Annotated in this window: 21 protein-coding genes; 9 read left to right on the forward strand and 12 right to left on the reverse strand. The window is 53.7% G+C overall.

The window, feature by feature from the left end; genetic code table 11:
- Positions 1 to 79 precede the first annotated feature (79 nt).
- From KTH_RS16715 to KTH_RS16750, 8 genes are all read left to right on the forward strand, one after another.
- The gene (locus KTH_RS16715) at positions 80 to 1,684 is read left to right on the forward strand and encodes a tyrosine-protein kinase domain-containing protein (RefSeq protein WP_497620080.1); all 1,605 of its coding nucleotides are present in this window, start codon (positions 80 to 82) and stop codon (positions 1,682 to 1,684) included.
- Between the two features lie 218 nt (positions 1,685 to 1,902).
- Entirely contained in the window at positions 1,903 to 4,785 is a 2,883-nt protein-coding gene (locus KTH_RS16720) for a lipid II flippase MurJ (protein ID WP_497620082.1), read from the forward strand.
- On the forward strand, positions 4,778 to 6,082 hold the full coding sequence (locus tag KTH_RS16725) for a glycosyltransferase family 4 protein (RefSeq protein ID WP_497620083.1): 1,305 nt from the start codon (positions 4,778 to 4,780) through the stop codon (positions 6,080 to 6,082). The genes KTH_RS16720 and KTH_RS16725 overlap by 8 nt, the downstream gene beginning before the upstream one ends.
- 2 nt (positions 6,083 to 6,084) lie before the next feature.
- Positions 6,085 to 7,344, forward strand: coding sequence for a glycosyltransferase family 4 protein (locus tag KTH_RS16730; protein ID WP_497620085.1), 1,260 nt, complete (start codon positions 6,085 to 6,087; stop codon positions 7,342 to 7,344).
- Between the two features lie 43 nt (positions 7,345 to 7,387).
- Positions 7,388 to 9,331: an asparagine synthase (glutamine-hydrolyzing) gene (gene asnB, locus KTH_RS16735; RefSeq protein WP_497620086.1), complete on the forward strand. Its 1,944-nt coding sequence runs from the start codon at positions 7,388 to 7,390 to the stop codon at positions 9,329 to 9,331.
- A gap of 24 nt (positions 9,332 to 9,355) precedes the next feature.
- Complete coding sequence (locus tag KTH_RS16740) at positions 9,356 to 10,420, forward strand: glycosyltransferase (RefSeq protein WP_497620088.1); 1,065 nt, start codon at positions 9,356 to 9,358, stop codon at positions 10,418 to 10,420.
- Positions 10,417 to 11,655 (forward strand): glycosyltransferase family 4 protein, encoded by a 1,239-nt coding sequence (locus KTH_RS16745; RefSeq protein ID WP_497620090.1) that lies wholly within the window; start codon positions 10,417 to 10,419, stop codon positions 11,653 to 11,655. Before KTH_RS16740 ends, KTH_RS16745 begins: the two co-directional genes overlap by 4 nt.
- Positions 11,656 to 11,900: 245 nt before the next feature.
- Positions 11,901 to 12,860, forward strand: a complete 960-nt coding sequence (locus KTH_RS16750) for an SDR family oxidoreductase (protein ID WP_111318158.1) — start codon at positions 11,901 to 11,903, stop codon at positions 12,858 to 12,860.
- A gap of 64 nt (positions 12,861 to 12,924) precedes the next feature.
- Here KTH_RS16750 and KTH_RS16755 read toward each other — a convergent pair whose 3' ends face one another.
- The gene (locus KTH_RS16755; protein WP_111319525.1) at positions 12,925 to 13,926 is read right to left on the reverse strand and encodes a Gfo/Idh/MocA family protein; all 1,002 of its coding nucleotides are present in this window, start codon (positions 13,924 to 13,926) and stop codon (positions 12,925 to 12,927) included.
- A gap of 538 nt (positions 13,927 to 14,464) precedes the next feature.
- Complete coding sequence (locus KTH_RS16760) at positions 14,465 to 15,592, reverse strand: DegT/DnrJ/EryC1/StrS family aminotransferase (RefSeq protein ID WP_211325987.1); 1,128 nt, start codon at positions 15,590 to 15,592, stop codon at positions 14,465 to 14,467.
- Positions 15,593 to 16,033: 441 nt separating this feature from the next.
- On the opposite strand from KTH_RS16760, the gene KTH_RS16765 reads away from it, so the two are divergent.
- On the forward strand, positions 16,034 to 16,711 hold the full coding sequence (locus KTH_RS16765; protein ID WP_497620092.1) for a sugar transferase: 678 nt from the start codon (positions 16,034 to 16,036) through the stop codon (positions 16,709 to 16,711).
- Positions 16,712 to 16,725: 14 nt separating this feature from the next.
- On the opposite strand, the gene KTH_RS16770 is transcribed toward KTH_RS16765, so the two are convergent.
- The 10 genes from KTH_RS16770 to aroB all read right to left on the reverse strand — a co-directional run bounded on the left by KTH_RS16770 (position 16,726) and on the right by aroB (position 25,486).
- Positions 16,726 to 17,121, reverse strand: a complete 396-nt coding sequence (locus KTH_RS16770) for a hypothetical protein (RefSeq protein ID WP_497620094.1) — start codon at positions 17,119 to 17,121, stop codon at positions 16,726 to 16,728.
- A 466-nt stretch (positions 17,122 to 17,587) separates the two neighbouring features.
- Positions 17,588 to 18,331, reverse strand: a complete 744-nt coding sequence (locus KTH_RS16775) for a response regulator transcription factor (RefSeq protein WP_497620096.1) — start codon at positions 18,329 to 18,331, stop codon at positions 17,588 to 17,590.
- Positions 18,332 to 18,907: 576 nt separating this feature from the next.
- Positions 18,908 to 19,351 carry a divergent PAP2 family protein gene (locus tag KTH_RS16780; protein ID WP_111318171.1) on the reverse strand — a complete coding sequence of 148 codons (444 nt, stop codon included), beginning with the start codon at positions 19,349 to 19,351 and terminating at the stop codon, positions 18,908 to 18,910.
- Between the two features lie 30 nt (positions 19,352 to 19,381).
- On the reverse strand, positions 19,382 to 19,615 hold the full coding sequence (gene xseB / locus KTH_RS16785) for an exodeoxyribonuclease VII small subunit (RefSeq protein WP_111318173.1): 234 nt from the start codon (positions 19,613 to 19,615) through the stop codon (positions 19,382 to 19,384).
- Between the two features lie 48 nt (positions 19,616 to 19,663).
- Positions 19,664 to 20,917 (reverse strand): exodeoxyribonuclease VII large subunit, encoded by a 1,254-nt coding sequence (gene xseA, locus KTH_RS16790; protein ID WP_497620098.1) that lies wholly within the window; start codon positions 20,915 to 20,917, stop codon positions 19,664 to 19,666.
- Positions 20,918 to 20,923: 6 nt separating this feature from the next.
- Positions 20,924 to 21,418: an acetyl-CoA carboxylase biotin carboxyl carrier protein gene (locus KTH_RS16795; protein WP_497620100.1), complete on the reverse strand. Its 495-nt coding sequence runs from the start codon at positions 21,416 to 21,418 to the stop codon at positions 20,924 to 20,926.
- Between the two features lie 58 nt (positions 21,419 to 21,476).
- On the reverse strand, positions 21,477 to 22,034 hold the full coding sequence (gene efp / locus KTH_RS16800; protein WP_111318179.1) for an elongation factor P: 558 nt from the start codon (positions 22,032 to 22,034) through the stop codon (positions 21,477 to 21,479).
- A gap of 12 nt (positions 22,035 to 22,046) precedes the next feature.
- A complete protein-coding gene (locus KTH_RS16805) occupies positions 22,047 to 23,150 on the reverse strand; it encodes a M24 family metallopeptidase (protein ID WP_111318181.1) in 1,104 nt (367 codons plus the stop codon).
- A 207-nt stretch (positions 23,151 to 23,357) separates the two neighbouring features.
- On the reverse strand, positions 23,358 to 23,813 hold the full coding sequence (gene aroQ, locus KTH_RS16810) for a type II 3-dehydroquinate dehydratase (protein WP_111318183.1): 456 nt from the start codon (positions 23,811 to 23,813) through the stop codon (positions 23,358 to 23,360).
- The gene (aroB, locus tag KTH_RS16815; RefSeq protein WP_497620103.1) at positions 23,810 to 25,486 is read right to left on the reverse strand and encodes a 3-dehydroquinate synthase; all 1,677 of its coding nucleotides are present in this window, start codon (positions 25,484 to 25,486) and stop codon (positions 23,810 to 23,812) included. The genes aroQ and aroB overlap by 4 nt, the downstream gene beginning before the upstream one ends.
- Between the last annotated feature and the right edge of the window lie 86 nt (positions 25,487 to 25,572).

Here is a 25,572-nt window from a genome sequence, read left to right on the forward strand (position 1 = left end):
ATTGTAAAAAACATAATGGAGGCGACTCGTTTTTCTCATACACGATTCCGATTTTTAACGAGGTAAGGACGGTATATACATGCGAATATCTCTCAGTCGCTACATACTGCTTGCCAAAAAATGGGCATGGCTGGTAGTTGTAGGGGTCGTTATTTGTGGTGTGGGCACCTTTGCCGTATCGAAGTTGTTTATTAAACCAACCTACAAAGCATCTGCAAGTATCGTGGTCACGTTGCAGACATCATCATCTCCATCGGACAACGCCACGGCAGCCCTCACGCTGCTCCCAACCTATATCGAGCTGGTCACCAACCCGACAGTGTTGCAGCCTGTAGTGAGCAAGTATCACATGCAATCGGCCAACGAGCTCGCCAGCAAGATTTCAGTCAAGCAGATAGGTGGCACCCAGGTGATTGAAGTTACCGTCAGCGATGAAGACCCGAAGATGGCAACCAACATCACCAATGATGTAGCCCAGAACTTCGCTCAGTACCAGAACACGCAGCTTGGTGGCGTCTCTCAGTTGCGCGTGGTACCGGCGATCGAACCCACTCGCCCGAGCAAGCCTCAGCCGACACAGGACGCTATTGTTGGTGCCCTGGTAGGGTTTGGTCTGGCAATCGCCTTGATAGTTGTTTTTGAATGGCTCGATGATCGCGTCCCCAATCCAGAAGAGATGCAGAAGCTGCTGGAGGCCGACGCGTTGACTATCATTCCCGAGCTCTCGAAGAATCAACAGGGCAAGAACGCGGAGGACACACCCGAACTGGCGGAAGGCTGCCGTGTGCTCTGTTCCAATATTGCGACCGCTCAGACTCAGCAGCCATTTAAGCTGATTATGCTAACCAGCGCCCTCGCCGGTGAAGGAAAAAGCACCATTGCGGCCAATCTCGCGACCTTTCTGGCGATGTCAGGCAAACGGGTGCTGCTGGTTGATGCCGATCTGCGCAACCCCGTGCTAGACAAGCATTTCCATATCAACAATCAGAACGGTCTGGCACAGATCCTTATGGGTGTCTGGGGAAACAACGAAATGGCGCTTGATGGCATCCCGACAGAGATCCCGACCCTGAGGCTAATGCCTGCTGGCACACGCCCGCAGAATCCCGCGGAATTGCTGATCTCGGACACGGCGCGTCGCCTCTTCAAGCACTATCAGGATACGAACCGCTTTGACTACGTTATTTTTGATACGCCGCCCTTGCTCCCGGTTGCTGATGCCCAGATTGTGGCCTCTTATGCTGAGGTCTCGGTACTGGTTGTAGCGGCCTCTCGTTCGCCGCGTCGTTTGTTGAATAGAGCCATGCAAATTTTACGCCGCACGGGAACCCGCGTTCTGGGATTGGCGATCAACCGCAGCCAATGGCCTGAATATGGCGATATTCATGACTATCGCGGCTCGGTCCAGACACAAGGTGCACCGCTACTTAAGGCTGCTCCGGCAGCACAACAGCGTGTGCCCCAGCAGGCCAGTCCGGTAGCGAACCAGCCACAGATGCAGCCTGCCCAGATGCAACCTATGCAGCAGATGCAGCCCGGTCACCAGATGGCACCCAATTCACCGTCAATGATGCCCAATGCCCCTTCAATGGCTCCGGGCTCGGCACCAATGATGCCGCCACTGAACGGATCAAGAGGGCTGCTCTCGCAACAGCAACCACAACAGAACAACCAGCGCCGCTAAACGCTTTCAGCTTGAGCCAAACGGGGGCTCGAAGCTCCCGCAACGCTCAAGCGGCGGCTCGCTGCTTACCAGTTAGCATTATACCGTCTCTCGTTTCGCCAGCCCACGAGGAAACAATAGCAAACAAGGTACAGTGTATTGCCAAAAGGCGCTTCTACAGTCAACAATATTCAAGCTGAACTATTAAAAACTACGTATAACAGAATGGTCGGAAAACAATGTCCCAACCGCCAAACCTTACACAGAGTGGTCACGCTGTAGCAATCGACAGCCAGAGTACAGGAACAACAAGCGCACGCCTGGTGGCGGTACGGCTTAAATCGGCCAATAGAAATATCTTTCGCGCCCTGCTCAGTCTGGCCTCGGCAAATCTTTTATCGCGCATGATGGGTATGGTACTGCTGCTGGTCGTGACAACAATCTACGGCCAGGGAGCAGAACTGGATGCCTACTATGTCGCCTCGGTTGTCGCATTGCTGCTTCCTGACCTGCTATCAGGCTCAATCGAATCGTCCATTATCCCGGTCTACACAAAAGCGCGGCTGAAAGGGAAAGAATACGCATCCCGGCTGATCAGCACGGTGTTTTTTCTCTTCATTATCGGGCTGATTGTCTGTACCGGCATCATGCTCTTGCTGCGGCAACCGTTGATCTTCCTCTGGGGTCCGGGTCTGAAAGAGACGACCTCGCAGCTAGCGGTCAGCCTGGCCCCCTGGATTTTCCCGGTGATTATCACCTCGACCTTGAGCGGTTATATTGAGTGTCTGGTCAATGCCGAGGGGCAGTTTGGCTGGGCTGCCTATTCACGCCTGCTCGTGCCAATTACTACCGCCCTGTTTATCGTTATTGGCAACAAGCAATATGGCATTGTGATGTACTGTGTCGGCTATCTAACAGGCACCACCTTCCAGCTTGTCATCACAATGATCCGACTTTTTCAGACGAAAATCCGTCTGATCCCGGTCATTGATCTACGCATGCAGGAGCTTCCCGAGATCTGGCAGACGGCCTGGCCCGCGCTGGTTGGGGCCCTGATCAGTCAGGCTGCCCCCTACTTCGATATGCTCTTCTCGTCCTTTATCCCACATGAGGGAAGCGTTGCCGCGCTCAAAAACGCTGAAAAGCTGGTCGGCGTCTTCACCGGTGTGATCTTTACCTCGGTCGGCCGGGCGGCTCTGCCGTACCTGTCGCGACAGGCAGCGATCAAGGATATGAAGGCATTCAAAGAGACGCTGCGTCTCTACCTCTGGGGTCTGGGCATCGCGGTTACAGTGCTCTCGCTCATCATGATCGTACTGGCAACCCCTATCGTGCAGTTGCTCTTCCAGCGAGGCCGCTTCCATACCGAGGATACCGCGCTCACAGCGAACATCCTGATAGGCTTTGCGATCGGCTTAACCCCGATGGCCTTTGGCTTTACCGTCTCACGGGCCTTCAGCGCTCTGCAAAAAACACGCGTCCTGTTGATGATGACCACTATCAACATCATCTTGAACGCGCTGTTTGACGCGGTCTTCAGCTTTTTCTGGCAGAGCTTCGGTATTGCCCTTGCGACCTCGGCCTATTATTTCGTCTCGATGTTCATCCTGCTTATCACGCTGCGCCGCATGATCGGGCCGCTGCACCTTTTCCAGCCGCCGAAACAGATTCTGACGGTGCTGCTCAAGCTCGGGCTTGGTCCCTATTACGATCTCTGGCGTGAGTGGCGTGAAGAGAACGGCATGGGCCGTTCACAATTGCTCAGGCAGGTGTTCAAGATCGGGGCCGCAATGGTCGCCTTTGGAGCCGGCATTGTCGGTACCGTGACAAATAGCAAGCTGGCAATTAGCGCCGCATTTGGCTCAATTGTGCTGATGTTCCTGATGCAGTCCCCCTATATCCTGCTTCTCAGTTGGGTGGGATTGGATGCACTGATTGGCTCGACCATTCAGATCTTTAACGGACATAACCTGCTCTCGGGACTGACTTTCCCAACACTGGCTTTGATGCTGGTTACGCCAATCAAGCCCGCGTTCCGCTGGATGCCGCCACTGGCAATCCTGACAGCCTATGTGCTCTGGATGCTTCCCGGGCTTCCCTTTATCCGTGTGAGCATCTCTGAGTTTATGACGATGTGGCTGGTTCATCTGGCCTGTATCGCAGTCCCGATCCTGATGATGCATCATATCAACACCCGCAAACGCATGCTGCTGCTGGTTGATGGCATTCTAGCGATGACCGTCTTTATCTCGCTCTACGGCATCTATGGCTACTTTACTCATACTGACGGCCACTATGATAACGAGATCGCGGGACTCTTCCGCGCGGGCTCAATCTTTGCTGCGCCCCCGACCCTGGCGCTTTTTGAGGCGCTCACCATTCCACTGGCGATCTACCGTTTGTTCACGCTCAAGACGTGGCCTACGCGCCTGCTTGGTGGTATTGTGCTCGGCCTGATGCTGGCCGGTCTGGGCGTCACGTTCACCCGCACCACGCTGGGGAGTGTGGCGGTCAGCATTTTCCTGATGCTGATGCTGCTCCCCTACAAGAAGCTACGTGTGTGGCTGCTTGGCGGCGCCGTTGTCCTGTTCATCCTGGCGCTCATTGTGACCTCTGCCCTGAACATTCCGGTCTTTGAGCGGTTCTTCAGCAGCGACATCTTTACCCTGAATGGGCGTACCTATCTGTGGCAGGCAGTGCTTGAGCACTTTAACCCGGCAGCTATTTTCGGCGAAGGCCTCTATAGCTCAAATATTCTGCTGATTGAGCAACCAGTCTCAATTGGAGCGGGTATCGTGGATAACGCGCCGCACAATGTGTTTCTGGAATCGATGTACGATCATGGCTTTATCGGGCTAACAATCCTGCTGCTCCTGATGATCTCCCTGCCCTGGACAATGATCCGGCGCATGCGCTATGCCTCACCGGAGCACCGGCTTGTGCTGGCAATGGGGGTAGCCGTTTTCTTCAATGTCTTTGTCCATGCGTTTGTAATCACGGTGATGTGGAGCCAGCAAGTCAGCATCTATATCTGGATGATCCTTGCGCTTCCCTTCCTGCCTTACTGGAACCAAATCTCCCGCCCCCAAAGCGTGGAGGCAATGGAGGTAACTCATGCCTGAACAACCAACCCCCGGCAAACGCCTGCGTATCTGTGTCTTTTCGTTTATGTTTCACCCATTTGTTGGCGGCTCGGAGGCACAGGCCGAAAAACACGCGCAACAACTTCGCGCCCTCGGGCATGACGTGACGGTGATGACACTGCGGCACTATAAGCACTGGGATAAACGCTCCATACATAACGGTCTGCCGATTCTGCGCATCGGCGGCCTCTACTATCCTGACGGGCGGCTCCGCATCGGGCGTACCGGGCATCTTCCCTATGAGCTGATGACCTTCATCAAGCTCTGGCGCATGCGCCACCATTTCGATGTGATCCATATGATGCAGGTTGGCACGCTTGGCGCAATCGCCGCGTTTATCACCCGTTTCACCGGGACGCCGCTGCTCATCAGCGTGCAGAGCGCAGGACCAACACAGGAACAATTGACACGCATTCGTCAGCAGGGTGCAATGCTGATGGCCGACACGCTGGAAGGGAAGCTCCCGCCCGAGCTCCTGCGCGTTCCCGCTGGCGATTGGACCGCTGGCGATCTGGACGATATGAAGCGCTCTATTTACTGGGGTGGGCTCTTTCAGCGCTATCTAAAGCGCTCTCATGCCCGCTATCAGGTGCTCAGCCATCGCAGCGCGGCCTATCTGATAGCGAACGGGATCGCGCAGGAGAAGATTTTCCGCATTCCTAACGGCATCGATACCGAACAGGTCAGGCCAATTGAGCGGCGCCCCACCCCCGAGCAGCGAGAGCGCATTATTACCTGCGTCGCCCGCATGGAATATCCTAAAGGGGTTGATGTGCTACTTCACGCCTGGGCCCGCATGATGCGGGAATGGCATTCCGATATACAACCCCGCCTGCGACTCGTCGGGGAAGGAGCTTTTCGCCCACAGATAGAGCGGATCGCAAGCGAGCTCGGCATTCTGGACAGCGTTGAGTTTCTGGGACTTCGGCGTGATGTCATGGACCTGCTTCACCAGTCATGGGGGTTCGTGCTCCCCTCGCGCTGGGAAGGCATGCCAAACGCGCTGCTTGAGGCGATGGCATGCGGGCTCCCCTGCGTGGCAACCCGCGTCAGCGGCAGCGAAGATCTGATTGTCGATCAGGAGAACGGACTGCTTGTACCGCCAGAAGATCCCGTGGCGATGGCACAAGCACTGCGACACCTCATCGAAGATCATGAACACGCTGAACGCATGGGACAGGCCGCACGAACAACCGTCGAGCGCGACTATAATCTGAAAGCAATCGTTCACCGTACCATTGAACTGTATTATTCACTGCTGACTGAGAAAAAATAAAGATGTCTCAAAAGAAACGTATTTATCTGGTTATCGCGACATTTCATCCATATGTGGGTGGTGCTGAAACACAGGCGCTGCTTCAGGCCCGGATCTTGAGGGACCTCGGGCATGAAGCAACTGTTGTGACGTTCCAACACAAGAAGGAATGGGCCTCGCGTGAGATTGTCAAAGGCGTTCCGGTCATTCGTGTTGGTCGCTCGGTGCTTGTGGGAAGAGAAAGGCTGCCGCGCCTTCTTCAGCGCCTGATGTATTTCCTGGCTCTCATTATGCTTGGCTGGACACTCTGGAAGCATCGAAGCCGTTATGATCTCCTGCATGTCTACCAACTCAGCACATTGACGCTTCCAAATGCACTTGTAGCTCTGTTTGCCAGAAAACCAATGCTGATCCTTGTTTGCAGCACGGGCGGAGATAAGCGCAATGGGCCCGTAAAGCTCCTGGCCGGTCCACTGCCTCCCGAAACCCCCTGTCTGCATCTGGATAACCAGAACTGGATCAACGGGGATCTCGAAGGCCTGGTACGTTTGGGGCGGCCCTTTGTCCTTTTGGCCTATCAATTGCTGAAAACGGTCAATGCCAGAGTTATTATTACCAGTTCACGTATGTGGAACTATCTCAAAGAGAATCATTTCGCCCTGCCCAATACGCACCTTATTCCGAGCGGCGTCGATATACAACGCTTCCATCCGGCGGAAAAAGAGCTGCCTGAAAAGTCCCGAACAGTTGTCTGTGTCGCCCAAATGCGGTATGAAAAAGGTATTGATGTCTTGCTTCAGGCGTGGAAGCTGGTGCAGGCACAGCGCCCCGACACCCGGCTGATCGTCTTCGGCGATGGTCCACTGCGCCGACAGCTCACCGAGCTGGCCCAGGCCCTTGAGGTGCAGGAGAGCGTCGAGTTCGCCGGGGCACGGAGCGATATACCGCAACAGCTCCATCGTGGAGCCCTTTCCATTCTTCCCTCACGCTGGGAGGGAATGCCAAACGCAGTGCTTGAAGCAATGGCCTCGGGCCTACCCTGCATCGCAACGCGTGTCAGTGGCAGTGAGGACATCATTCAGGATGAGATCAATGGTCGTCTGATCCCGGTCGACGATTATCGTGCCCTTGCTGAGGCTATTCTTGATCTGCTTCAAGACCCCGAGAAACTCAAGCGCTACGGTCAGGCGGCCAGGAAACGAATTGAACAGCACTATTCCCTGGATCTTATCACCCATACCTATTTAAAAATGTATGACGAAATGATATCGGCGAAACGGTAGAAAGCAACAGGCCCCATCCAGGGCTTATGAGGAGAGCGAAACTATGTGCGGAATTTGTGGATACTACAACGGAAGCAGCGGTGAACCGGCCTCACAAGCGATCATAGAGCATATGACACAGCTTATTCACCACCGGGGCCCCGATGACACCGGCTATCACCTGGATGGGCCCCTCGGGCTCGGTTTTGCCCGCCTCAGCATTATTGACCTTGAGGGCGGCCACCAACCAATGTGCAACGAGACGGGAGAGATCTGGCTTGTCTTCAATGGCGAGATCTGGAACTATCAGGAGCTCCGCAAAGAGCTCATCGAGAAAGGACATCGCTTCAGTACCAGCAGTGATTCAGAAACAATCATTCATGCCTATGAGGAATATGGACTCGATTGCTTCACCCGGCTACATGGCATGTTCGGGCTCGCGCTCTGGGATGCTCCCCGCAAGCGGCTGCTGCTGGCGCGTGATCGTGCAGGAAAAAAGCCGCTGTACTATACACATGTCAACGGGACACTTGTCTTTGGCTCGGAGATCAAGGCGCTGCTGGCACATCCTGGCGTCAAACGCGAGCCCGATATACAGGCAATGGCAGATTTTCTCAGCGTGCGCTATGTGCCAGGCCCAGAGACGCTCTTCGCCAATATCTATAAGGTGCAACCCGGGCACTGGCTGCTGTATGAGCACGATACCCTTCAGGAAAACTGCTACTGGGATTATCAGTTCGGCAAGATCGAACAGCAGGCCGAGGAAGACTATATTCAGGGCATCCGTGCCCATATCTGGCGTGCCGTCGAAGAGCGGATGATGGCGGATGTGCCGGTAGGCGCGATGCTCAGCGGTGGCGTCGATTCAAGCATTATCACCGGCATTATGAGCAAGCTAACCAACCAGAAGGTGAAAACCTTTGCCGTTGGCTTCGATCACCCCGACTATAGCGAGCTTCCCTATGCGCGGCTGGTCGCCCGTCACTTTGGTACCGACCATCATGAGCTGGTGGTGAAATCCTCTGATATGACGCAATACTGGCCCCTGCTCACCTGGCACCGAGACGAGCCGGTCAGCGAGCCCTCTGATCTGGGCGTCTATCTTATCTCCAGATTGGCACGCCAGTACGTCAAGGTCGTGCTTTCAGGCGAGGGAGGGGACGAGCTCTTCGCGGGCTATCCCAAATATGTCGTTGACTGGATCGCCCAGTATTACCATATCCTGCCACGGGTCGTACGCGATAACGTCATCCAGCAGCTTCTTGACAGGCTCCCCTATAGCATGCGCAAGCTGAAAAACACGGCTCGCACCCTTTCACAGCCTGCTCCACAACGCTGGATGTCCTGGTTCGGAATCTTTAACGGGCCCATGAAAAATGAGCTGCTCAGCAAGCACGTCCTGAGTTCCATCAATATGGATGCAGCGAGGGCCTTCCAGCGCTGGTTGAGCAAGAACCCGCAACGCGATGACCTGTCGGCGATGCTCTATCTCGATACCAGGATCTGGCTCCCGGACAACCTGCTGATGAAGGGCGACAAGATGACAATGGCAGCCTCGCTAGAGTCACGGATTCCCCTGCTGGACTATCACCTGATGGAATATGCCGCCAGCATCCCTTCACATAACAAAATCAAGCCGTTCCGCGCCAAATATCTGTTGAAAAAAGCCTTTACCGATTTCCTGCCGCATCCCATCCTGACCCGAAAGAAAATGGGGTTCAATGTGCCCACCGGCATCTGGTTCCGGGGTGGCCAGCGCAACCTGATTACACAGTTGCTGCTCTCCGATCGCCTGTGCAGCCGAGGCTATTTCAATGAGGAGTTCATTGCCAGAATGCTCCGCGAGCACCTTGAAGGGCGCACCAACTATCAGGCACAACTGTTCACGCTTGCCAGCCTGGAACTCTGGTTCCGCATCTTTATCGATAGCCCGAAGCTGGAAAAGCCCGAACTCTCGGTCGAGGAGTTGCTTGCTGAAGATCAGAAGGTCGCTGTCAGTCTCTCTTAATGTCAATTGAAGGGGTAGTAATTCGTGTCTGCACTCAACGCATCGCCTTACCGCATTCTTATGGTCACTGGCATCTACCCGACCCCCGCGCGGCCCCATAAAGGCACCTTTATCAAGGCCTGGGTAGATGCATTGGAGGCGCTTGGACATCAGGTTGATATCATTCACCCTGACCCCGCCCTGCCAACGCCGATACGCTATATTTCGACCGCGCTCCAGGTCTTTTTGAAGACGCTGACAGGTCGCTACGATATCATCAATGGTCACTACGGTCTCTGGTGTCTGCTGGCTCGTTTACAGTGGACCACGCCCGTTGTTGCCGCATATCTGGGCGACGATCTGCTTGGCACCGTCACCCCACGGGGAGGCCATAGTAAGAAGAGCCTGTTTGTTGTCGCCGTCAGCCGCTGGCTCTGCAAGCACGTCGATGCGGTCACCGTGAAGACAGAGGAGATGAAACGCGCCTCTCGCTTTGCCGACGCGGTCGTGATTCCTGATGGGATCAACTTCGAGCTCTTTCAACCGATTCCGCGTGAAGAGGCACGCCGGGCCCTGGGATGGGATCCTGACCGTTTCTATGTTGTCTTCGCCAATAACCCTGAGATCCCCGTCAAGAATTACGCACTGGCGCAACAGGCCATCAAACGCTTGCGCGAGAAGACCGGGCTTGAAGCAGAACTGGTCGTCGCGAATGGGCTGCCGCAAACAGAGGTGACGCGCTATATCAACGCCAGTAACGCGCTGATTCTGCCCTCGGTGCAGGAAGGATCACCCAATGTTGTCAAGGAAGCGATGGCCTGCAATGTCCCGGTTGTTGCAACCCGCGTGGGGGATGTGGCCGAGGTGATCGGTCGGACTGCGGGCTGTAGCGTCTGTGAGCATAATGCAGAGTCGCTGGCTGATGGACTGGCAAAGGCTCTGCGCCACCCTGAGCGCACCAGCGGACGCGAAGATATCTGTCATCTCAATCACATGACCATTGCCAAAGATGTGCTTGCGCTCTATACCCGAGCCATTCGTCACAAGGAGCAAAAGCGAGCGCAGAGGCTCCGGGTACGCTTTTTCAGCGTTGAGGGAGGCAAGCGATGAGACAGCTTCCCAAAGTGCTGATGCTGGTAGAAAACCTCTCAGTTCCCTCTGATCCCCGCGTCTGGCGCGAGGCGAAGACGCTCCAGCAACATGGCTTTCTGGTCAGCGTGATCTGCCCGAAAGGCAGGACACGTGATCAGGCCAGCTATGAGTGCATAGACAACATTCACATCTATCGCTATGCCCAACCCCAGCAGGAAACAGCGCTCGGCTTCATAATGGAGTATCTGGTCTCGATGCTGCTGACCTTCTGGCTGAGTCTGGTTGTCTGGCGCAAGCATGGCTTTGATGTCATCCACGCCGCCAACCCACCCGATACCTTTTTCGCAATCGGTCTGTTCTACAAGCTCTTCGGCAAGAAATATATTTTCGATCAGCATGATCTGGCGCCGGAAATGTTTCGAGTCAAGTTCGGTGGGCGCATGAAGTTCCTGTATCATATCCTGTTGCAACTGGAAAAGTGGTCCTATCGCACTGCCGATCTCGTGTTGACAACGAATGAGTCACAGAAGCGGCAGGCAATCAGGCGCGGAGCCTGCGCACCGCAGAAGGTGATTGTGGTGCGCAATGGCCCAGAGCTTGCCCACTATACTGATATTCCGCGTGAGCCCGCCCGAAAGCAGGGACAGCGCTTTCTGCTCTCATATGTAGGAGTGATGGGGTCTCAAGATGGAGTCGAATATGTGCTCCATGCGCTCCACACACTGGTGCATCGCTATCAACGGCGCGATCTCCTGCTTGTCCTGATGGGAGAAGGTGAACAGCTTCCCCGACTCAAACACCTGATGCATGAGCTTCAGCTAGAAGCCTTCGTTCACTTTACCGGCTGGCTGCCCCGGCCTGAGATGTTGCGCTATCTTGCCGTGACAGATATTGGCCTTTCTCCCGATCCGAGCAACCAACTGAACGACCAGAGCACCATGCTGAAAACAATGGAATATATGGCAATGGGGGTACCCGTGGTGGCATTTGATCTCCCGGAAACCCGCTTTTCCGCTCAGGAAGCGGCTCTCTATGCCACACCGAACCGCGTTGAAGAGTTCGCCGCCTGTATCGAACACCTGCTTGAAGATGCAGCTTTGCGCGAGGCACTGGGAGCCTATGGCCGCCAGCGGATTCGCCAGCAGCTTTGTTGGGAGAAAACCCGAGAACCATTGCTTCACGGCTATCGCCAGCTCTTCAACATAGAAGCATTGAGCGATGCCGCTCCAGAAAAAGATATGGTGACAGTCTAGCCTATCAAAAAAACTGAATACATAAACTCAACAAAGCCGGTCACAATCCCCTCTCAGTTATCCTCTTATTGACCGATATATATATACACGCACGAAAAAATCTGTTACAGTAATAGACAAATGAGCGTGATAGAGACACGCCATAATGCGTAGATACCGAATTACCGGTATGCATCTACGGCAATTTCGAGGTATCCACTAGAAAGGGGGAGGCGCACCTTGAACAAGTGTGCGGCCATATTTTCATGACCAGATATCTGATTACCGGTGGAGCTGGCTTTATTGGTTCACATATTGCGGAAACGCTGCTCGAACGAGGTGAAGCAGTCAGGATCTTTGACAGCCTCGATGTTGGCAAGGCCGAGAATCTCACCTTGTTGCGGCAGCGCTTCGACGATGTGGAATTCATTCAGGGAGACATACGTGATCTCGATGCACTCAAAAAAGCAACGGAGGGCATCGAGATTATTTTTCATCAGGCAGCATTGGCCTCGGTACCACGCTCTGTCATCGCCCCAACTGCCTCCCTGGAAATCAATGTCAATGGCACCCAGAACGTCTTGATTGCCGCCCGAGATTCTGGTGTCAGGCGTGTTGTCTACGCAAGCTCATCATCGATCTATGGCAACGCGCCACAGCTCCCCAAACAGGAGCATATGCGCCCTGAGCCAATCTCGCCTTATGCAGCACACAAACTGGCAGGCGAGACGCTCTGCCATGTGTTTACACGTATCTATGGGCTGGAAACCGTATCTTTACGCTACTTCAATGTATTTGGCCCCCGGCAAGATCCCTATGCGGAATATGCTGCCGTGGTCCCGCGTTTTCTAGCCTCAATTCTGACAGGCAGGCGGCCTGTTATTTTCGGCGATGGGGAACAAACACGCGATTTTACCTATATTGAGAACGTTGTTCAGGCGAACCTGCAAGCCGCGATAGCGCCCCGTGCAGTAGGAGAAGTGCTGAACATCGGTCTTGGAGAGAGTATCTCACTGAATACGATGCTCTGCATTGCCGGAAAGCTGCTGAATCGAGAGATAGAAGCAGAGTATCGTCCGGCTCGCCCGGGAGATGTGCGTAACAGTCTGGCAGATATCAGCAAAGCCAGAGAGCTCATCAACTATCACCCGAGTGTGCGCTTTGAGGACGGACTAGCACGCACTCTTGCCTCAATGCAGTCACCAGCAAGCCTGCTGGCAGGATAAGCATCTTTCCGAGGTACCTCCTGAGAGCACCGAGGCTTTCAGGAGGTTTCATGAAATTCGGCGATCAGGAAACACTGACGCTCATCGAGGCTGCTTGTTGTCGTAACGCCTCCTGCGCTGCCTCAAGTACCCGCACAACCGCAACCCCTACTTCACCACTCGCCCGTGGGGATGTCCCCTTCAGAATCGAGTTCACAAAGTCTTCGCACTCCAATCGCAGCGGCTCAATCCAGTCAATATGGGGAATCGTAATCGCGCCATAGCGATAGGAGACGACCGGGTCCGCATGGACATCGGCCCCTTTGTTGTAGACCTTAATCATCTCAGCAGGGTTGGTATCATCATAGACAACCATACGAGCGTCACCGATAATAGTCACGCGCCGCACCTTGCAAGGATGTAACCAACTGACATGAATGTGAGAGGTCATTCCATCGGCGAACCCAAGATCGATATGCGCAATATCATGAATATTTGCCTGAAGGTGAGCGTGCGCCTGTACCTTGACCTGCTCTGGAAGCTGCCCGAAGAGGTACAATAGAATTGAAACATCGTGCGGTGCCAGATCCCAGATCACATTGATATCATTGCGGAATAGCCCCAGATTCAGCCGTTCGGTTTCCACACAGTAAATGCGTCCGAGCTCTCCGGCCTGCACCAGTTTGCGTAACTCATTCACGGCAGGGCTATACTCAAACGTATGCCCGACCATCAGCACACAGTTCATCTCCTTTGCCAGAGCAACAAGCTCTTCAGCCTCGGCCACACTGGCCGTAAGAGGTTTCTCTACAAGGACATGCTTGCCACACAATAAAGCCTCTTTAGCCAGCCGATAATGTGTTTTTACCGGGGTGGCAACCACCACAGCATCAACATCGGAATGCAATAACTCCTCGACATCTGTCGTTGTATGTATCCAGGGCTGATGAGCATGTATGGGGGCAAGACGGCGCTCATCCAGATCAGCAACCATCGCCACAGAGGCCTGTGGCAAGCTGTCCAGATTACGCGCAATTTTTGGCCCCCAGTAGCCCCAACCAATGACACCAAAGCGCAACTTCGCCATCTCACACATAATCCTTCTTTTGTGTGTGTTGTAAACGTTCCTCAGAAATGCAGTCAAGTATGGGTATTCACTGTCACTTTTCGCTTTTCATCCTTCTCCCAATATGAATAGACATATTGTGAAAGCACCATTTCAAGAGAAGATTGCTTACCCGGTTCCGTCATAAACGGTTTGGCAGGTAAAAACAGGACTATATGCAGAGCCATGAGTCTCGCCTGCTTTCACATAGTTCCTGCGGCCTTCATATCAGAGAGGAGAAGGATGTGCAGTTCACCCTCATGCCTTTCTACGTAGAGGCATACATGAGCCTTGCTCGCATTTCTCAATACTGTGTCCGTTTGTTTCTGTATGTGTCTGTGCTACAATCCTCAGCAGACTGTTACAAGCCTCTCCTTGACGAGAGCAAGAAGGACTTCACCTCTTTTCATGGTCGCGTCTCCGCGAGCGGTTGTTCCATGAACGCGCATGAAAGCTCCTTCCACATGTTCCCCGTCCAGTTCCCCACAAACCTGTTCATCTGTACGAGAGAGGGGCGTGTTTATGCTTGAGCGGCCAACAAAGAGACATTTCGCTTCACAGCATCAATAACCATTTGCCTCTGTTCCGGGGTCAGTTCCGGGTACATCGGTAAAGAGACAATGCGCTCAGCAGCGGCTTCCGTCACCGGCAACGACCCACGCTGATAACCATAGCGGGCACAACATGGCTGGAGATGAATCGGGATGGGATAATGAATATTCGTGCCGATTCCTTCCTGCTCCAACGCCTCACGGAAGCGATCACGCTGCGGAACCTGAACGACATAGTAGCAAAACACATGCGTTCCCCACGGTCGCTCTACCGGGACTGCTTCCACCACATCACGCAACTGTTCGGTATAGGCACGAGCATGGACCTGGCGCGCTTCGTTCCAGCGCTCAAGGTGAGGGAGCTTGACCAGCAGCGCAGCCGCCTGTAGTTCATCCATGCGCCAGTTTCCCCCGATCAGATCATGATGATACTTCACCCGCGAGCCATGATCGCGCAACATCCGCATTTTCGCCGCCAGCTCAGCATCATTGGTCGTGCAGATACCCGCCTCACCAAAGGCACCGATATTCTTACTGAAATACAGACTGAAACAGGCTATATCACCAAAGCTGCCCACGCGCTGCCCCTGATAGGTGGCACCATGCGCCTGTGAGGCATCTTCGATCACACGTAAGTTATGGGAACGGGCAAACTCCATAACGGGTCCCATTTCCACCGCGTGCCCATAAAGATGCACGGGTAGAAGTGCCCGCGTGCGCGGCGTTACCACCCGCTCCAATTGACGCCAGTCCATTAAATAGGTTTCTGGATCAACATCCACAAAAACTGGCGTAGCTCCCACCTGTGCGATGGCCTCAACGGTTGCGATAAAGGTGTTGGAAACGGTGATGACTTCATCACCCGGGCCAATATCGCAAGCACGAAGCGCCAGGGCCAGAGCCTCGGTACCGGACGAGTTGCCGACACCATAGCGACAGCCACAGAATGCCGCAAACTGTTCCTCAAAGGCCTGTGTCCTGGGCCCAAGAAAGAGCTGCATGCTATCCAGAACCTCTTCAAACGCACGCAAAATCTCACCTTTGAGCGTCATATACTGTGCGCGTAAATCAACAAGAGGCACTTTCAGAGAAGGCACTTACCTTTCACTCCTTTAGCTAGTTCAACAGGGTTGATTTGTTTCTATCGCAACTGTAGCACACGAGAGTAGCAGAGAGATGCTCAAACAGGTAGAAGATAGGTAAATCTACCCAATCAGAGTTGAGAAGACTTGACACTGATCGCTGCGTTCTCCATTTCCGTCTGCACGCTTCCAACCTATCCAACAGGAAAGGACAGAATGCGCCATTCTCCCCATAAAAGCAAACCGGAAGAAAAGAGATGCCTGCAGTCTGAGCCGCTCCCCGCTATTCAGCATGAGAAAGAACTTCCGGCCAGGCCCCATATCGACGTATTTCCACCAAAGCCCCTACTTTTTACCATATCTCCATACATTTTCTCACCAGTTATACACCGAGGCGCGGTAAGATGACATAAGGAACCCGGATCTCATGATGCCATCGAGGGAGGAACGAACCGTATGGCTGTATTGCAGCAAGAACAGGCCAGTATTATCACATTTAATCCTACGTATCTCAAAGTAAAGCGGCTTCTGGATATTGTGATTACATTGCTTGCAGCCCCTCTTCTCCTGTTCGTCGTCATTTTGATCGCCATCTGCATCAAGCTTGACTCAGAAGGACCGGTCTTTTTCCGACAAAAACGCATCGGACAGGATGGCCGTGTCTTCGAGATGCTCAAATTCCGATCTATGTATGTAGACAGTGACCAGAACATCCACAAAGAGAAGATCAAACTCTTTATGAACGGTGGCAAACTCGACACCTCCGGTGATCCCTCTCTCGCTTACAAGTTCCGTAATGATCCACGCGTAACCCGCGTCGGGCGCATTATCCGCAAGACGAGCCTCGATGAACTGCCACAGTTCTGGAACGTACTACGCGGTGAAATGTCGCTGGTTGGCCCACGGCCTCCCCTGCCCTATGAGGTCGAGATGTACACCGAACGAGAATGGCTCCGCCTCTGTGGCAAACCGGGTTGTACTGGCACCTGGCAGGTCTACGGACGTTCTCGTGTCTCCTTTCAAGACATGATTGAAATGGATATCGAATACCTTCAAATGCAGTCAATCTGGCAGGATCTGAAGCTGATCATCCTGACGATCCCGGTGATGATCCTGGGACGCGGAGGCGCGTAAGATCAGCTCTTCTCCTACTTTGAGAGATGGCAGGGAAGCAGGGAGAAGAGCGGACGCACACGAAGCGGATGATAGGGAGAATAGGGATCGACCAGGCGCGTGCGTTGCCGCTCAAAGCGTTCAACCCGTTGGAGCAAAAGATGCATACGGAACGGGTCAATCAACACAAAGAATGGCGCACAGCCCGTTAACCGATAGATAAATCCATATAAATCAACCTTTGGCTGAGCTACCACCGCAACCGTCAATAGCTTCCCCTCTTTTCCAATCACCGCACATTGATATTTCTGCATCACCTGTAGAGGCAATAGCCGCCGATAGCGATGAGGTATATGGCGTAAATCACGCAGGCCAGGGATAACAGCGGGACGTGTGACAGGTTTCGGGAGAGCCTTCGATTTTACTCGCATGTGTACCATTTTCCGACTTTGCTTACCTCCTGACCAGAAATACACAAACAAGGAAGAGCGCCTCTTTGCACCGTCTGGCATGCAAACAGCCCTCGGTTGCTGTCTCCACTGTAGCAGACAGCGGGCATCCAGCCATTGCAGGATTCAACAGGGCTTTTCTGCTCGCCTTTCGCGCGATGCGCTTGATTGCATCCCTTCGCAACCCTTGTGAATGCACGACCGCCGTCCGAACAGTGCCAGATGACACCTGCTCTTTTACCGGAAGCGAGCTCAACCTTTCGCATCCCGGTTTCATTCACAAAACCGCCTCGCCACTCTCACTACCAACCTTACCTTATCGATGTGCAGAGGCGATAGAGAAAGGTGAGAAAAAATGGTGATATGCAACACGGGCATGTTGAGAGTTTGCAACTTGGCATAAAAAAAGAAGAGCTTATACCACGCTCTTCTTTTCACACGCCTTTTGTTACAGCGCCGCTACACGCAAAGAGCGGGCGTCAGAAACGTTCTCCTGGTCGAGATCCTCATTGCGCCGGATCAAAGTATATCCCACGCCAGGCACGGTCAAAATATAGCGAGGATTCCCGGGGTTGGGTTCGATCTTCTGGCGCAAATGACGAATATGCGCCTTAATTAAACAGGTATCTCCATCCCCATCATAGCCCCATACATGGGTTACAATCTGTCCAGCAGTACACACATCATTAGCATTGATTGCTAGCAGGTGCAGCAGCTTACTCTCGGTGGGGGTCAAGCGGGCGGTTTTACCATGAATCGTCACTTCATTATGCAGGGAGTCAACACAAAGAGGGCCAACCTTGATAATGGAGGAGGGGCGACGTTCCAGCGTTGCGCGTGAGCGACGGCTGATAGCGCGAATTCGGGCCAGCAACTGCGAGGGGAAAAACGGCTTACGCAGGTAGTCGTCGGCCCCGGATTCCAGACAACGTACCTCGTCCTGTACATCTTTCCCATCGGTCAAAATCAGGAGGAGGGCGTCATGCTTGGTGCGCATTTCACGATACAATTCCAGAATGTCAGCGTCACGCATCGCAGGATCAGCAATCACCAGATCAGGGCGACGTTCTTGCCATTCGATTCTCGCCTTCTCTTCGGTAAAAGCTCGATACACCTCATGTCCCAATGTCTTCAACCAGCTTGTTAGCATTTCGACAAGATCGCGATCACTATCAATAATTAATAATTTCATCGCATTTACTCCCCTTATATAAGACAATCGCTCTCATCCAATAAGAGCGTAAGTAGTAGCAGGGTATAGAGGGCAAACATCTATTGTGCTTTTCAGGAATGCATGCAATGACATCAAGCAGATATGCGGCCTCGCATTGCATCAAACGAAGCATAAGACAGGATCAGACAACCGGTAGAGTGCCTATATATAATCGTACTATCCCTTGCTCGCTCTATCTCGGTGGTCCCGATACTCTAGAGGTAACTATAGCCGATCCATTTGCACTTTTCAATAATGGACATGAGGTGCATAGAACTATTTTACCACCCATGAAAAGTGCAACGTCCGCACAATCAAAGAGATGAATCAGGAGCAGCAGAGCCCCCTGCAAAAGATCACCAACCAGAGAAGCGAGACCAGAACCAAGAGGGCTTCAAACAGCCACAGAAGCCGCTTCACTTACAATATGATAGGGGGTTTGGAAGACAGAAAAGTAGATAAGACTGCTTATCAGTTTTCGTCGCAGGAGAGACTCCGAAAACGACGAAAACAGGAAGCGTATGACTACTCAAAAGTACTAATGGAGGACGAGAATCAGACCGTCATAAGCAGGCCGATGCATACTCCAAGCAGGCCGCCCACAAACACCTGAAATGGTGTGTGGCCGATCAGCTCACGCAGGCGTTTTTCAGCAAACGGTCGTCCTTGAAATGCCTCATCTATCATCTGGTTCAGAATTCGTGCCTGAATACTGACCGCCCGCCGGACACCAGCCGCATCGTACATCACAATCCCGGCCAGAACCGCGGCAATGGCAAACTCCGGGGAACCAATGCCAACAATACGAGCGGTTGCAGTTGCCAGGCCCGTGACCAGCGCCGAATGAGAACTTGGCATGCCGCCAGAGGAGACCAGACGCCCGAGCAGCAATCTCCGTTCGCGAATCACCTCATAGATAGTCTTACTGATCTGGGCAATTGCCCATGCAAGAACCGCGGCCCATAAAACTCGGTTATCAAACAAAGAGTTATTCACCATCTGTCAGTAAGGAATCTCTCCTCATTCCTTTTATTCGTTCAATCCATCCAGCGAGTGCACGACCGGCGAGCCGCTGTCGTCAACAGAGAGCTGTTGCACCGTGAGCTCGGCCTGCTGGAGCATCTCATTACAATACTGAGCCAGAGCCATTCCCTGCTGATACGTGCTGAGGGCCCGTTCCAGGGGAAGTTTGCCATCTTGCAACGCTGCAACCGCCTCTTCGAGACGTGCAAACGCTTCTTCAAATGAAAGCTGCTCTTCCATTATTTCACCTCATGTGTTTTTGCCCGGCAGAGCGCCTGACAAGCACCTTTACCCGGTAGACTGGATGTGCTCAGCGAGAACCTGTACAGGAATAGTGCCATCTTGAACCTGAATCGTCAAGTTTTCACCCGCCTGGACCTGCTGAGTACTAGTCACCGGTTGCTGATCCCGGGCGCGCCGCACCACGGCATAGCCGCGAGCAATCGTCAGCAGAGGACTCAAAGAATGAAGCTGAAGCGCCAGACCGTGCAAACGTTCCTGATATAACGAAATATGATGCCGCATCGAGATTTGCAAACTGGCGGTCAGACTATCAATTCGCTGCTGATAAGCGTCGATCATATTTAACGGGCTGACACGCTCAAGCTCCCGCTGCACGCTCTCAACCTCGTCTGTGAGCTCTTTCAGGCGCTCAAGCATAGCATCCATGAGTTGACGCTGAAGCACTGTAAGCTGCGCCTGCCAATCGGCGATATCGGGGACGGCCACTGTGGCCGCTGCCGTTGGTGTGGGCGCCCGATAATCGGCCACCAGATCCGCAATGGTAAAGTCTGTTTCATGGCCGACAGCGCTAATCACAGGGATACGAGAACGCGCAATAGCCCGAGCGACTACCTCTTCATTAAAGGCCCAGAGTTCCTCAATGGACCCCCCGCCCCGACCCACAATGATGACCTCGGCCTCATCATGCTCGTTTAGCAGATCCAGCGCCGCCGCGATGGAAGCCGGGGCGTCTTCTCCCTGCACCAGAGCAGGCGCCAGAATCACCCGCGCCAGCGGATATCGGGTTCGGAGCATATAGAGCATATCGCGCAACGCAGCCGCCTGAAGCGAGGTCACGATACCGATTACCTCGGGCTGCGCTGGCAGCGGTCGCTTGCGTTCCGGAGCAAATAGTCCTTCCGCTTCCAGCAGTTCCTTCAAACGCTGAAAACGCTCAAACAGCACTCCCGGCCCCTCATGTGGCGTAACATTCTCAACGTAAAGCTGTAGCTTGCCATCGCGATCATAAAATGAAATCCGTCCCTCTGCGGATAAGGCCATGCCATTCCGCAGAGTAGGGGCCTCAGAGCGCAACCTGGCCTGTTTGAAGAAGACGCAGTTGAGCTGCGCGTCCTGATCCTTCAGTGTAAAATAACAATGACCGGAGGGATACGTCTTACAGTTGGAGACTTCGCCATGCACCCGAACGTATCGCACAACATCATCCGTCTCCAAAAGCTCTTTCAGGTAACGGGAGAGAGCCGAAACGCTCCATTCATCGGCAAAGCCCGGCAGATACCCGGGATGCATGGCAGACATAGCTTCCTACGCCTCCTCAGCGATATCAAGAGTCACCAGTGGCTGGCCATATTCAACCGGCTGCCCATCTTGAACCAGCACTTCCAGCACTCGGCCAGCAACCGATGTCTCAACCTCATTCAAGACATTCAGGGATTGAATCGTACCGATCAACTGCCCGGCCTTGACCTTATCGCCAACAGAGACCAGCGCCTTTCCCTTTGGTTTGGCCCAGGGGTGGAAAATGCCAACAAGCGGAGCGGTCACGGTAAACTTCTTCTCAACCTCGGGGGCCTCTTCGCTCTCCTCTACAACCTCTACGATATCCGTTGTGCCACTCTCTGCGAGTTTGGCCTTCCGCAAGACGAGACGAGTTCCCGCCGCACCCTGCTTCACCTCTATCTCAGATACATCGCTTTTGTCCATCATCTGGACAAGGCGCTTCAATTGCTCTACCTTAATATATTCTTCCTGTGAAACGCGGTAATCCCCGTTCGAGGAAGCCAGTGTACCGCTATCCATAATGCCTTTAGACTCCATATACTAGATTTTTTGTCAGAGGGAGGAGGGGAAGAATCCCCTACACTCGCTCTACATACTGCCCGGTAGAAGTATTGACGCGGATCGAATCGCCGATATTTACGAACAGCGGAACCTGAACAACAAAACCGGTCTCAGTTGTTGCTGGCTTGGAGCCACCGGTAGCAGTATCACCCTTGAAGCCGGGCTCAGTATATGTCACCTTGAGAACGACTTTTTCAGGAAGCTCAACCGAAATTGGCTCGTCGTTGTAGCGAACGATATCCAGTTCCATGTTATCAATGAGATAGTTCTTCGCGTCGCCAAGCTGCTCTTCGGTCAGGGCGATATCCTCATAGGTGCTGTTGTCCATGAAGTGATAGAACTGGCCATCATTGTACTGATAGATAACATTCGAGCGATCCAGATACAGCCTCTTGAAGCGCTCACCAGCATCATAGGAGCGATCCGTAATCGCGCCAGTGCGCAGGTTGCGGGTCTTCAAGCGCACAATTGCACCACCACGGCCCATCTTAATATGCTGCCAGTCAAGAATCTGGCAGGGCTGCCCCTCAACCTCAATTGTTAAACCCTTCTTCAGGTCGCCTGTCGTAATCATGCATTACTCCTTCTATTTCGGAAGTACCATCACGCATGGTGACTTCGTTAAAATCTCGATTCCATTTTCGGTTATCAGCGCAGAATCTTCAAGGCGGACGCCACCCTTGCCGGGAATGTAGACTCCGGGCTCAATAGTCACGACCGAGCCAGCGGGAAGCTCGACATCCTGCGGGGCGCGTTGTGAGAGGCTGGGAGCCTCGTGAATCTGTAAGCCCACGCCATGTCCGGTGCTATGCACATAGTATTGTGCCAGATTCTTCATCTCCAACGCGTTCCGGGCAAGCGCATCCGCCGCCACACCATTGACTCCGGCACGCAAACCGGCCTCACATTCCTTCATCGCGAAATGGACAGCCTCCCAGACCTCGCGCATCTGGGGATCGGTCGGCTCACCAAGCGAGAAAGTACGAGTCATATCGGCATGATAGCCCTTATAGCGAGCTCCCATATCAATCGTGATGAACTCGCCACGCTGAATCTGGCGCTCAGATGGCTGCGCATGCGGCATAGAGCCATTAGGGCCAGAAGCAACAATTCCCCACAGGCCGGCAGAATCGCCGCCAAGCTCAACGATTTTGGTGTAGATCTCCCAGAGGACTTGCTTCTCGGTCATCCCCGGCTGAATCCACTCACAAATATGGGCGAATGCGGCATCGGTAATCTCAAAAGCCTTGCGGAGCAGATCAAGCTCATGCGGCTGCTTGACCACGCGGCTGGCTTCAATGCTGCTGCTCTCATAGGGGTGAAGCGTGTAAACACTTTCACCGAGAGACCGTAACTGCTCATACACAGCAAAACTGAGCGCATGCGACTCAAAGCCAATCTTCTTCCAGCCATGCTTCTGCGCATGGGTCACGACTGCCGCCGCGTATTGGCGCGCCTCAGGAAGTACAACTGTCCAGCCTGCCGCCTCTTTTTCGGCCTCTTCCGCGTACAGGTGATTAGTCAAAATATACTGTTGCTCCGGCCCGACCAGCAACCAACCCGCACTCTCGGTATCTTCGTTATACCAGCCGCTCAGGTATGAGCGATTCATTGCATCGGAGACCAGGAAGGCATCAAGTTCCTGTTCAGCCAACCATGTACGTAGCTCGGCAAGACTCTTCTGACTCATAATACCTTCTCTTCTTTTTCTTTTTTCTTTCAACCCTCAGCAACCGTTCAGGCGCTGCAAGCCTTCATCTCGATATGCGAAAGGGATACATACTGTCGTATCAGGGGGCGCAGACAACGACTCGCTGTTCCTGGAACATCAGCGGGGTCGCCTTTCAAACCTCCTGTTTCGTTCCCGCAACGGGAATCTTTCTTCAATATGCCCTCATTATACCGCCCGCTCAACCCGGGATTGAAGCTGATCAACCAGCGCTTCCAGAGCCAGGACATAGCCACGCCAGCCAAGCCCGGCAATATGTCCCTGACAGACCGCCGCGATGACGGAGTGATGTCTGAACGGCTCGCGCGCATAGATATTGCTGATATGCACCTCAATCGTCGGAAATGGCAGCGCGGCAATCGCATCACGGAGAGCAATGGAATAATGGGTCAGAGCCCCTGGATTGATAATCATGCCATCCGCCTGTTCAGCATGCTGCTGCATATAATCAATCAGGGCTCCCTCATGATTGGACTGAAAACATTGGACTGAAACCGAGAGCTCCCTACCACGCGCACAGATCAACTCCTGTATCCGTTCCAGAGTCATCGAGCCATAAATGGCAGGCTCACGCTTTCCCAGCGTATTGAGGTTTGGTCCATTCAGCACAAGAATAGACTTCATTCGCCTTGCGATCCCTTCTTCTGCCCAAAGAAAGCTGTCACCACACGAGTTACCAGTTCGTCGGGCATCTCGGTAATCTCTACCTCTCCGATACGGCGGGGCATAATCCAGCGCACACGCTTTCCCACGACCTTTTTGTCAAGCTGTATTTTTGCCAGAATATCTTCTGCCCGAACATCTCCCCGATATTCGGTCGGCAGCCCGAGTGCAGCCAGCAGCGCGTTTTGACGCGCCATCTCTTCGGCAGAGAACATCCCGGCCTCATAAGCAATGGCAGCAGCCGCGACCATGCCAAGCGAGACAGCCTCACCATGCAGCCACTCACCATATCCGGCCACGCTTTCCAGCGCATGCCCGATGGTATGACCATAATTCAGAATCGCACGCAGCCCCTGCTCTCGTTCATCGCTCTCGATCACGCTCGCCTTGAGATCAATACTACGAGCAATAATCTGTGAAAGCAACGCAACAGGCGGAGGCGAGAATTCCCGCAACGAGTCCTGGTGTGCCTCCAACAGCGAAAATAACTCGGCGTCCACAATCATACCATATTTAACGATTTCTGCCCATCCCTCCGTTCGAGAGCGCACAGGCAGCGTAAGCAGCACTGCGGGATCAGCGAGAACCAGACGCGGATGATAAAACGCGCCAATCAGATTCTTGCCCCGGGGATGGTTGATCCCTGTTTTGCCGCCAATTGCCGAGTCCACCTGGGCAAGCAGCGAGGTTGGCACCTGCACCAGAGGAACGCCACGCAAATACGACGCCGCCACAAAGCCGATCAGATCCCCGATGACGCCGCCCCCAAAAGCGATCAGCGTTTCGCGCCGCTCAGCTCGCTGCTCGACCAGCCAATCATAGATAGCGCCAAGCTGTGCCATGGATTTGCTTTCTTCACCGGCAGGAACCACATAGAGGTGCGGTTCGAAACCCGCGCCAGTAAGATTCTGTAGCAGCGTGTCGGCATAGAGCGGCGCAAGATGGCTATCGGTAAACAGAAAGACGCGAGATGATGATTGTACCTGCTTGAGATACTGTGGTAAACGACCCAAGCCACCCCATTCAACAATAGCATCGTATCCAGAGCCAGCCTGTATATGACGCACAAGCGGCTCAGCCCCTTCCAGAGCACCCGAACTCACGAGCATGGCTATAATCTCCGATGTAATCTGTTCAACAGACTTTCCCTGAACGTGGCAGGTATGTTCGGCCTCCGCATACCACTGATGGCGCAATGCGAGCAGGTTTTGAAGCCGCGCCAGTGGATCAGAACCCTCAAGCAAGGGGCGTGTTTCTGGTTGCTCTCCTCGCTCTATCGCGGTCCTGTGCTGAGCGAGCAAGCGTTGCAAAGCTACTTCCGGCTCAACATGCAAGAAGACCCTCACTCCATGCTCGCTCATAAGGGCACGGTTGGCAGCCTCGCTCACGATCCCACCGCCGGTCGCAATGACTGCTCCTGCCTGCTGCTGCACCGCCTCGGCCAGAACAACACGCTCACATTCGCGGAAATAGCGCTCGCCGTGTTGCGCAAAAATGGCGGGGATGCTCATACCTGCCTTTTGCTCGATCAACAGATCAAGGTCGAATAGCGGACGCTGTAGCCGCTGCGCAAGGAGACGAGCAATCGTACTCTTGCCACTACCTGACAGTCCGATCAAAAATACATTTCGCATGTACGCTATTGTATCACGAGGCATCCTCCGGAGCGAGACTCTTTCTGATCTTTCTGTACCCTTTCAGATCAGCATGTCCGTCGGAG

It is taken from the genome of Thermosporothrix sp. COM3 (assembly GCF_059696735.1).

Bases quoted from the DNA above. Each gene is read 5' to 3' on its own strand.
- KTH_RS16715 (WP_497620080.1), top strand. From the start codon at position 80: ATGCGAATATCTCTCAGTCGCTACATACTGCTTGCCAAAAAATGGGCA.
- KTH_RS16720 (WP_497620082.1), top strand. From the start codon at position 1,903: ATGTCCCAACCGCCAAACCTTACACAGAGTGGTCACGCTGTAGCAATC.
- KTH_RS16725 (WP_497620083.1), top strand. From the start codon at position 4,778: ATGCCTGAACAACCAACCCCCGGCAAACGCCTGCGTATCTGTGTCTTT.
- KTH_RS16730 (WP_497620085.1), top strand. From the start codon at position 6,085: ATGTCTCAAAAGAAACGTATTTATCTGGTTATCGCGACATTTCATCCA.
- asnB (WP_497620086.1), top strand. From the start codon at position 7,388: ATGTGCGGAATTTGTGGATACTACAACGGAAGCAGCGGTGAACCGGCC.
- KTH_RS16745 (WP_497620090.1), top strand. From the start codon at position 10,417: ATGAGACAGCTTCCCAAAGTGCTGATGCTGGTAGAAAACCTCTCAGTT.
- KTH_RS16750 (WP_111318158.1), top strand. From the start codon at position 11,901: ATGACCAGATATCTGATTACCGGTGGAGCTGGCTTTATTGGTTCACAT.
- KTH_RS16755 (WP_111319525.1), bottom strand. From the start codon at position 13,926: ATGGCGAAGTTGCGCTTTGGTGTCATTGGTTGGGGCTACTGGGGGCCA.
- KTH_RS16765 (WP_497620092.1), top strand. From the start codon at position 16,034: ATGGCTGTATTGCAGCAAGAACAGGCCAGTATTATCACATTTAATCCT.
- KTH_RS16770 (WP_497620094.1), bottom strand. From the start codon at position 17,121: ATGCGAGTAAAATCGAAGGCTCTCCCGAAACCTGTCACACGTCCCGCT.
- KTH_RS16775 (WP_497620096.1), bottom strand. From the start codon at position 18,331: ATGAAATTATTAATTATTGATAGTGATCGCGATCTTGTCGAAATGCTA.
- KTH_RS16780 (WP_111318171.1), bottom strand. From the start codon at position 19,351: ATGGTGAATAACTCTTTGTTTGATAACCGAGTTTTATGGGCCGCGGTT.
- xseB (WP_111318173.1), bottom strand. From the start codon at position 19,615: ATGGAAGAGCAGCTTTCATTTGAAGAAGCGTTTGCACGTCTCGAAGAG.
- xseA (WP_497620098.1), bottom strand. From the start codon at position 20,917: ATGTCTGCCATGCATCCCGGGTATCTGCCGGGCTTTGCCGATGAATGG.
- KTH_RS16795 (WP_497620100.1), bottom strand. From the start codon at position 21,418: ATGGATAGCGGTACACTGGCTTCCTCGAACGGGGATTACCGCGTTTCA.
- efp (WP_111318179.1), bottom strand. From the start codon at position 22,034: ATGATTACGACAGGCGACCTGAAGAAGGGTTTAACAATTGAGGTTGAG.
- KTH_RS16805 (WP_111318181.1), bottom strand. From the start codon at position 23,150: ATGAGTCAGAAGAGTCTTGCCGAGCTACGTACATGGTTGGCTGAACAG.
- aroQ (WP_111318183.1), bottom strand. From the start codon at position 23,813: ATGAAGTCTATTCTTGTGCTGAATGGACCAAACCTCAATACGCTGGGA.
- aroB (WP_497620103.1), bottom strand. From the start codon at position 25,486: ATGCGAAATGTATTTTTGATCGGACTGTCAGGTAGTGGCAAGAGTACG.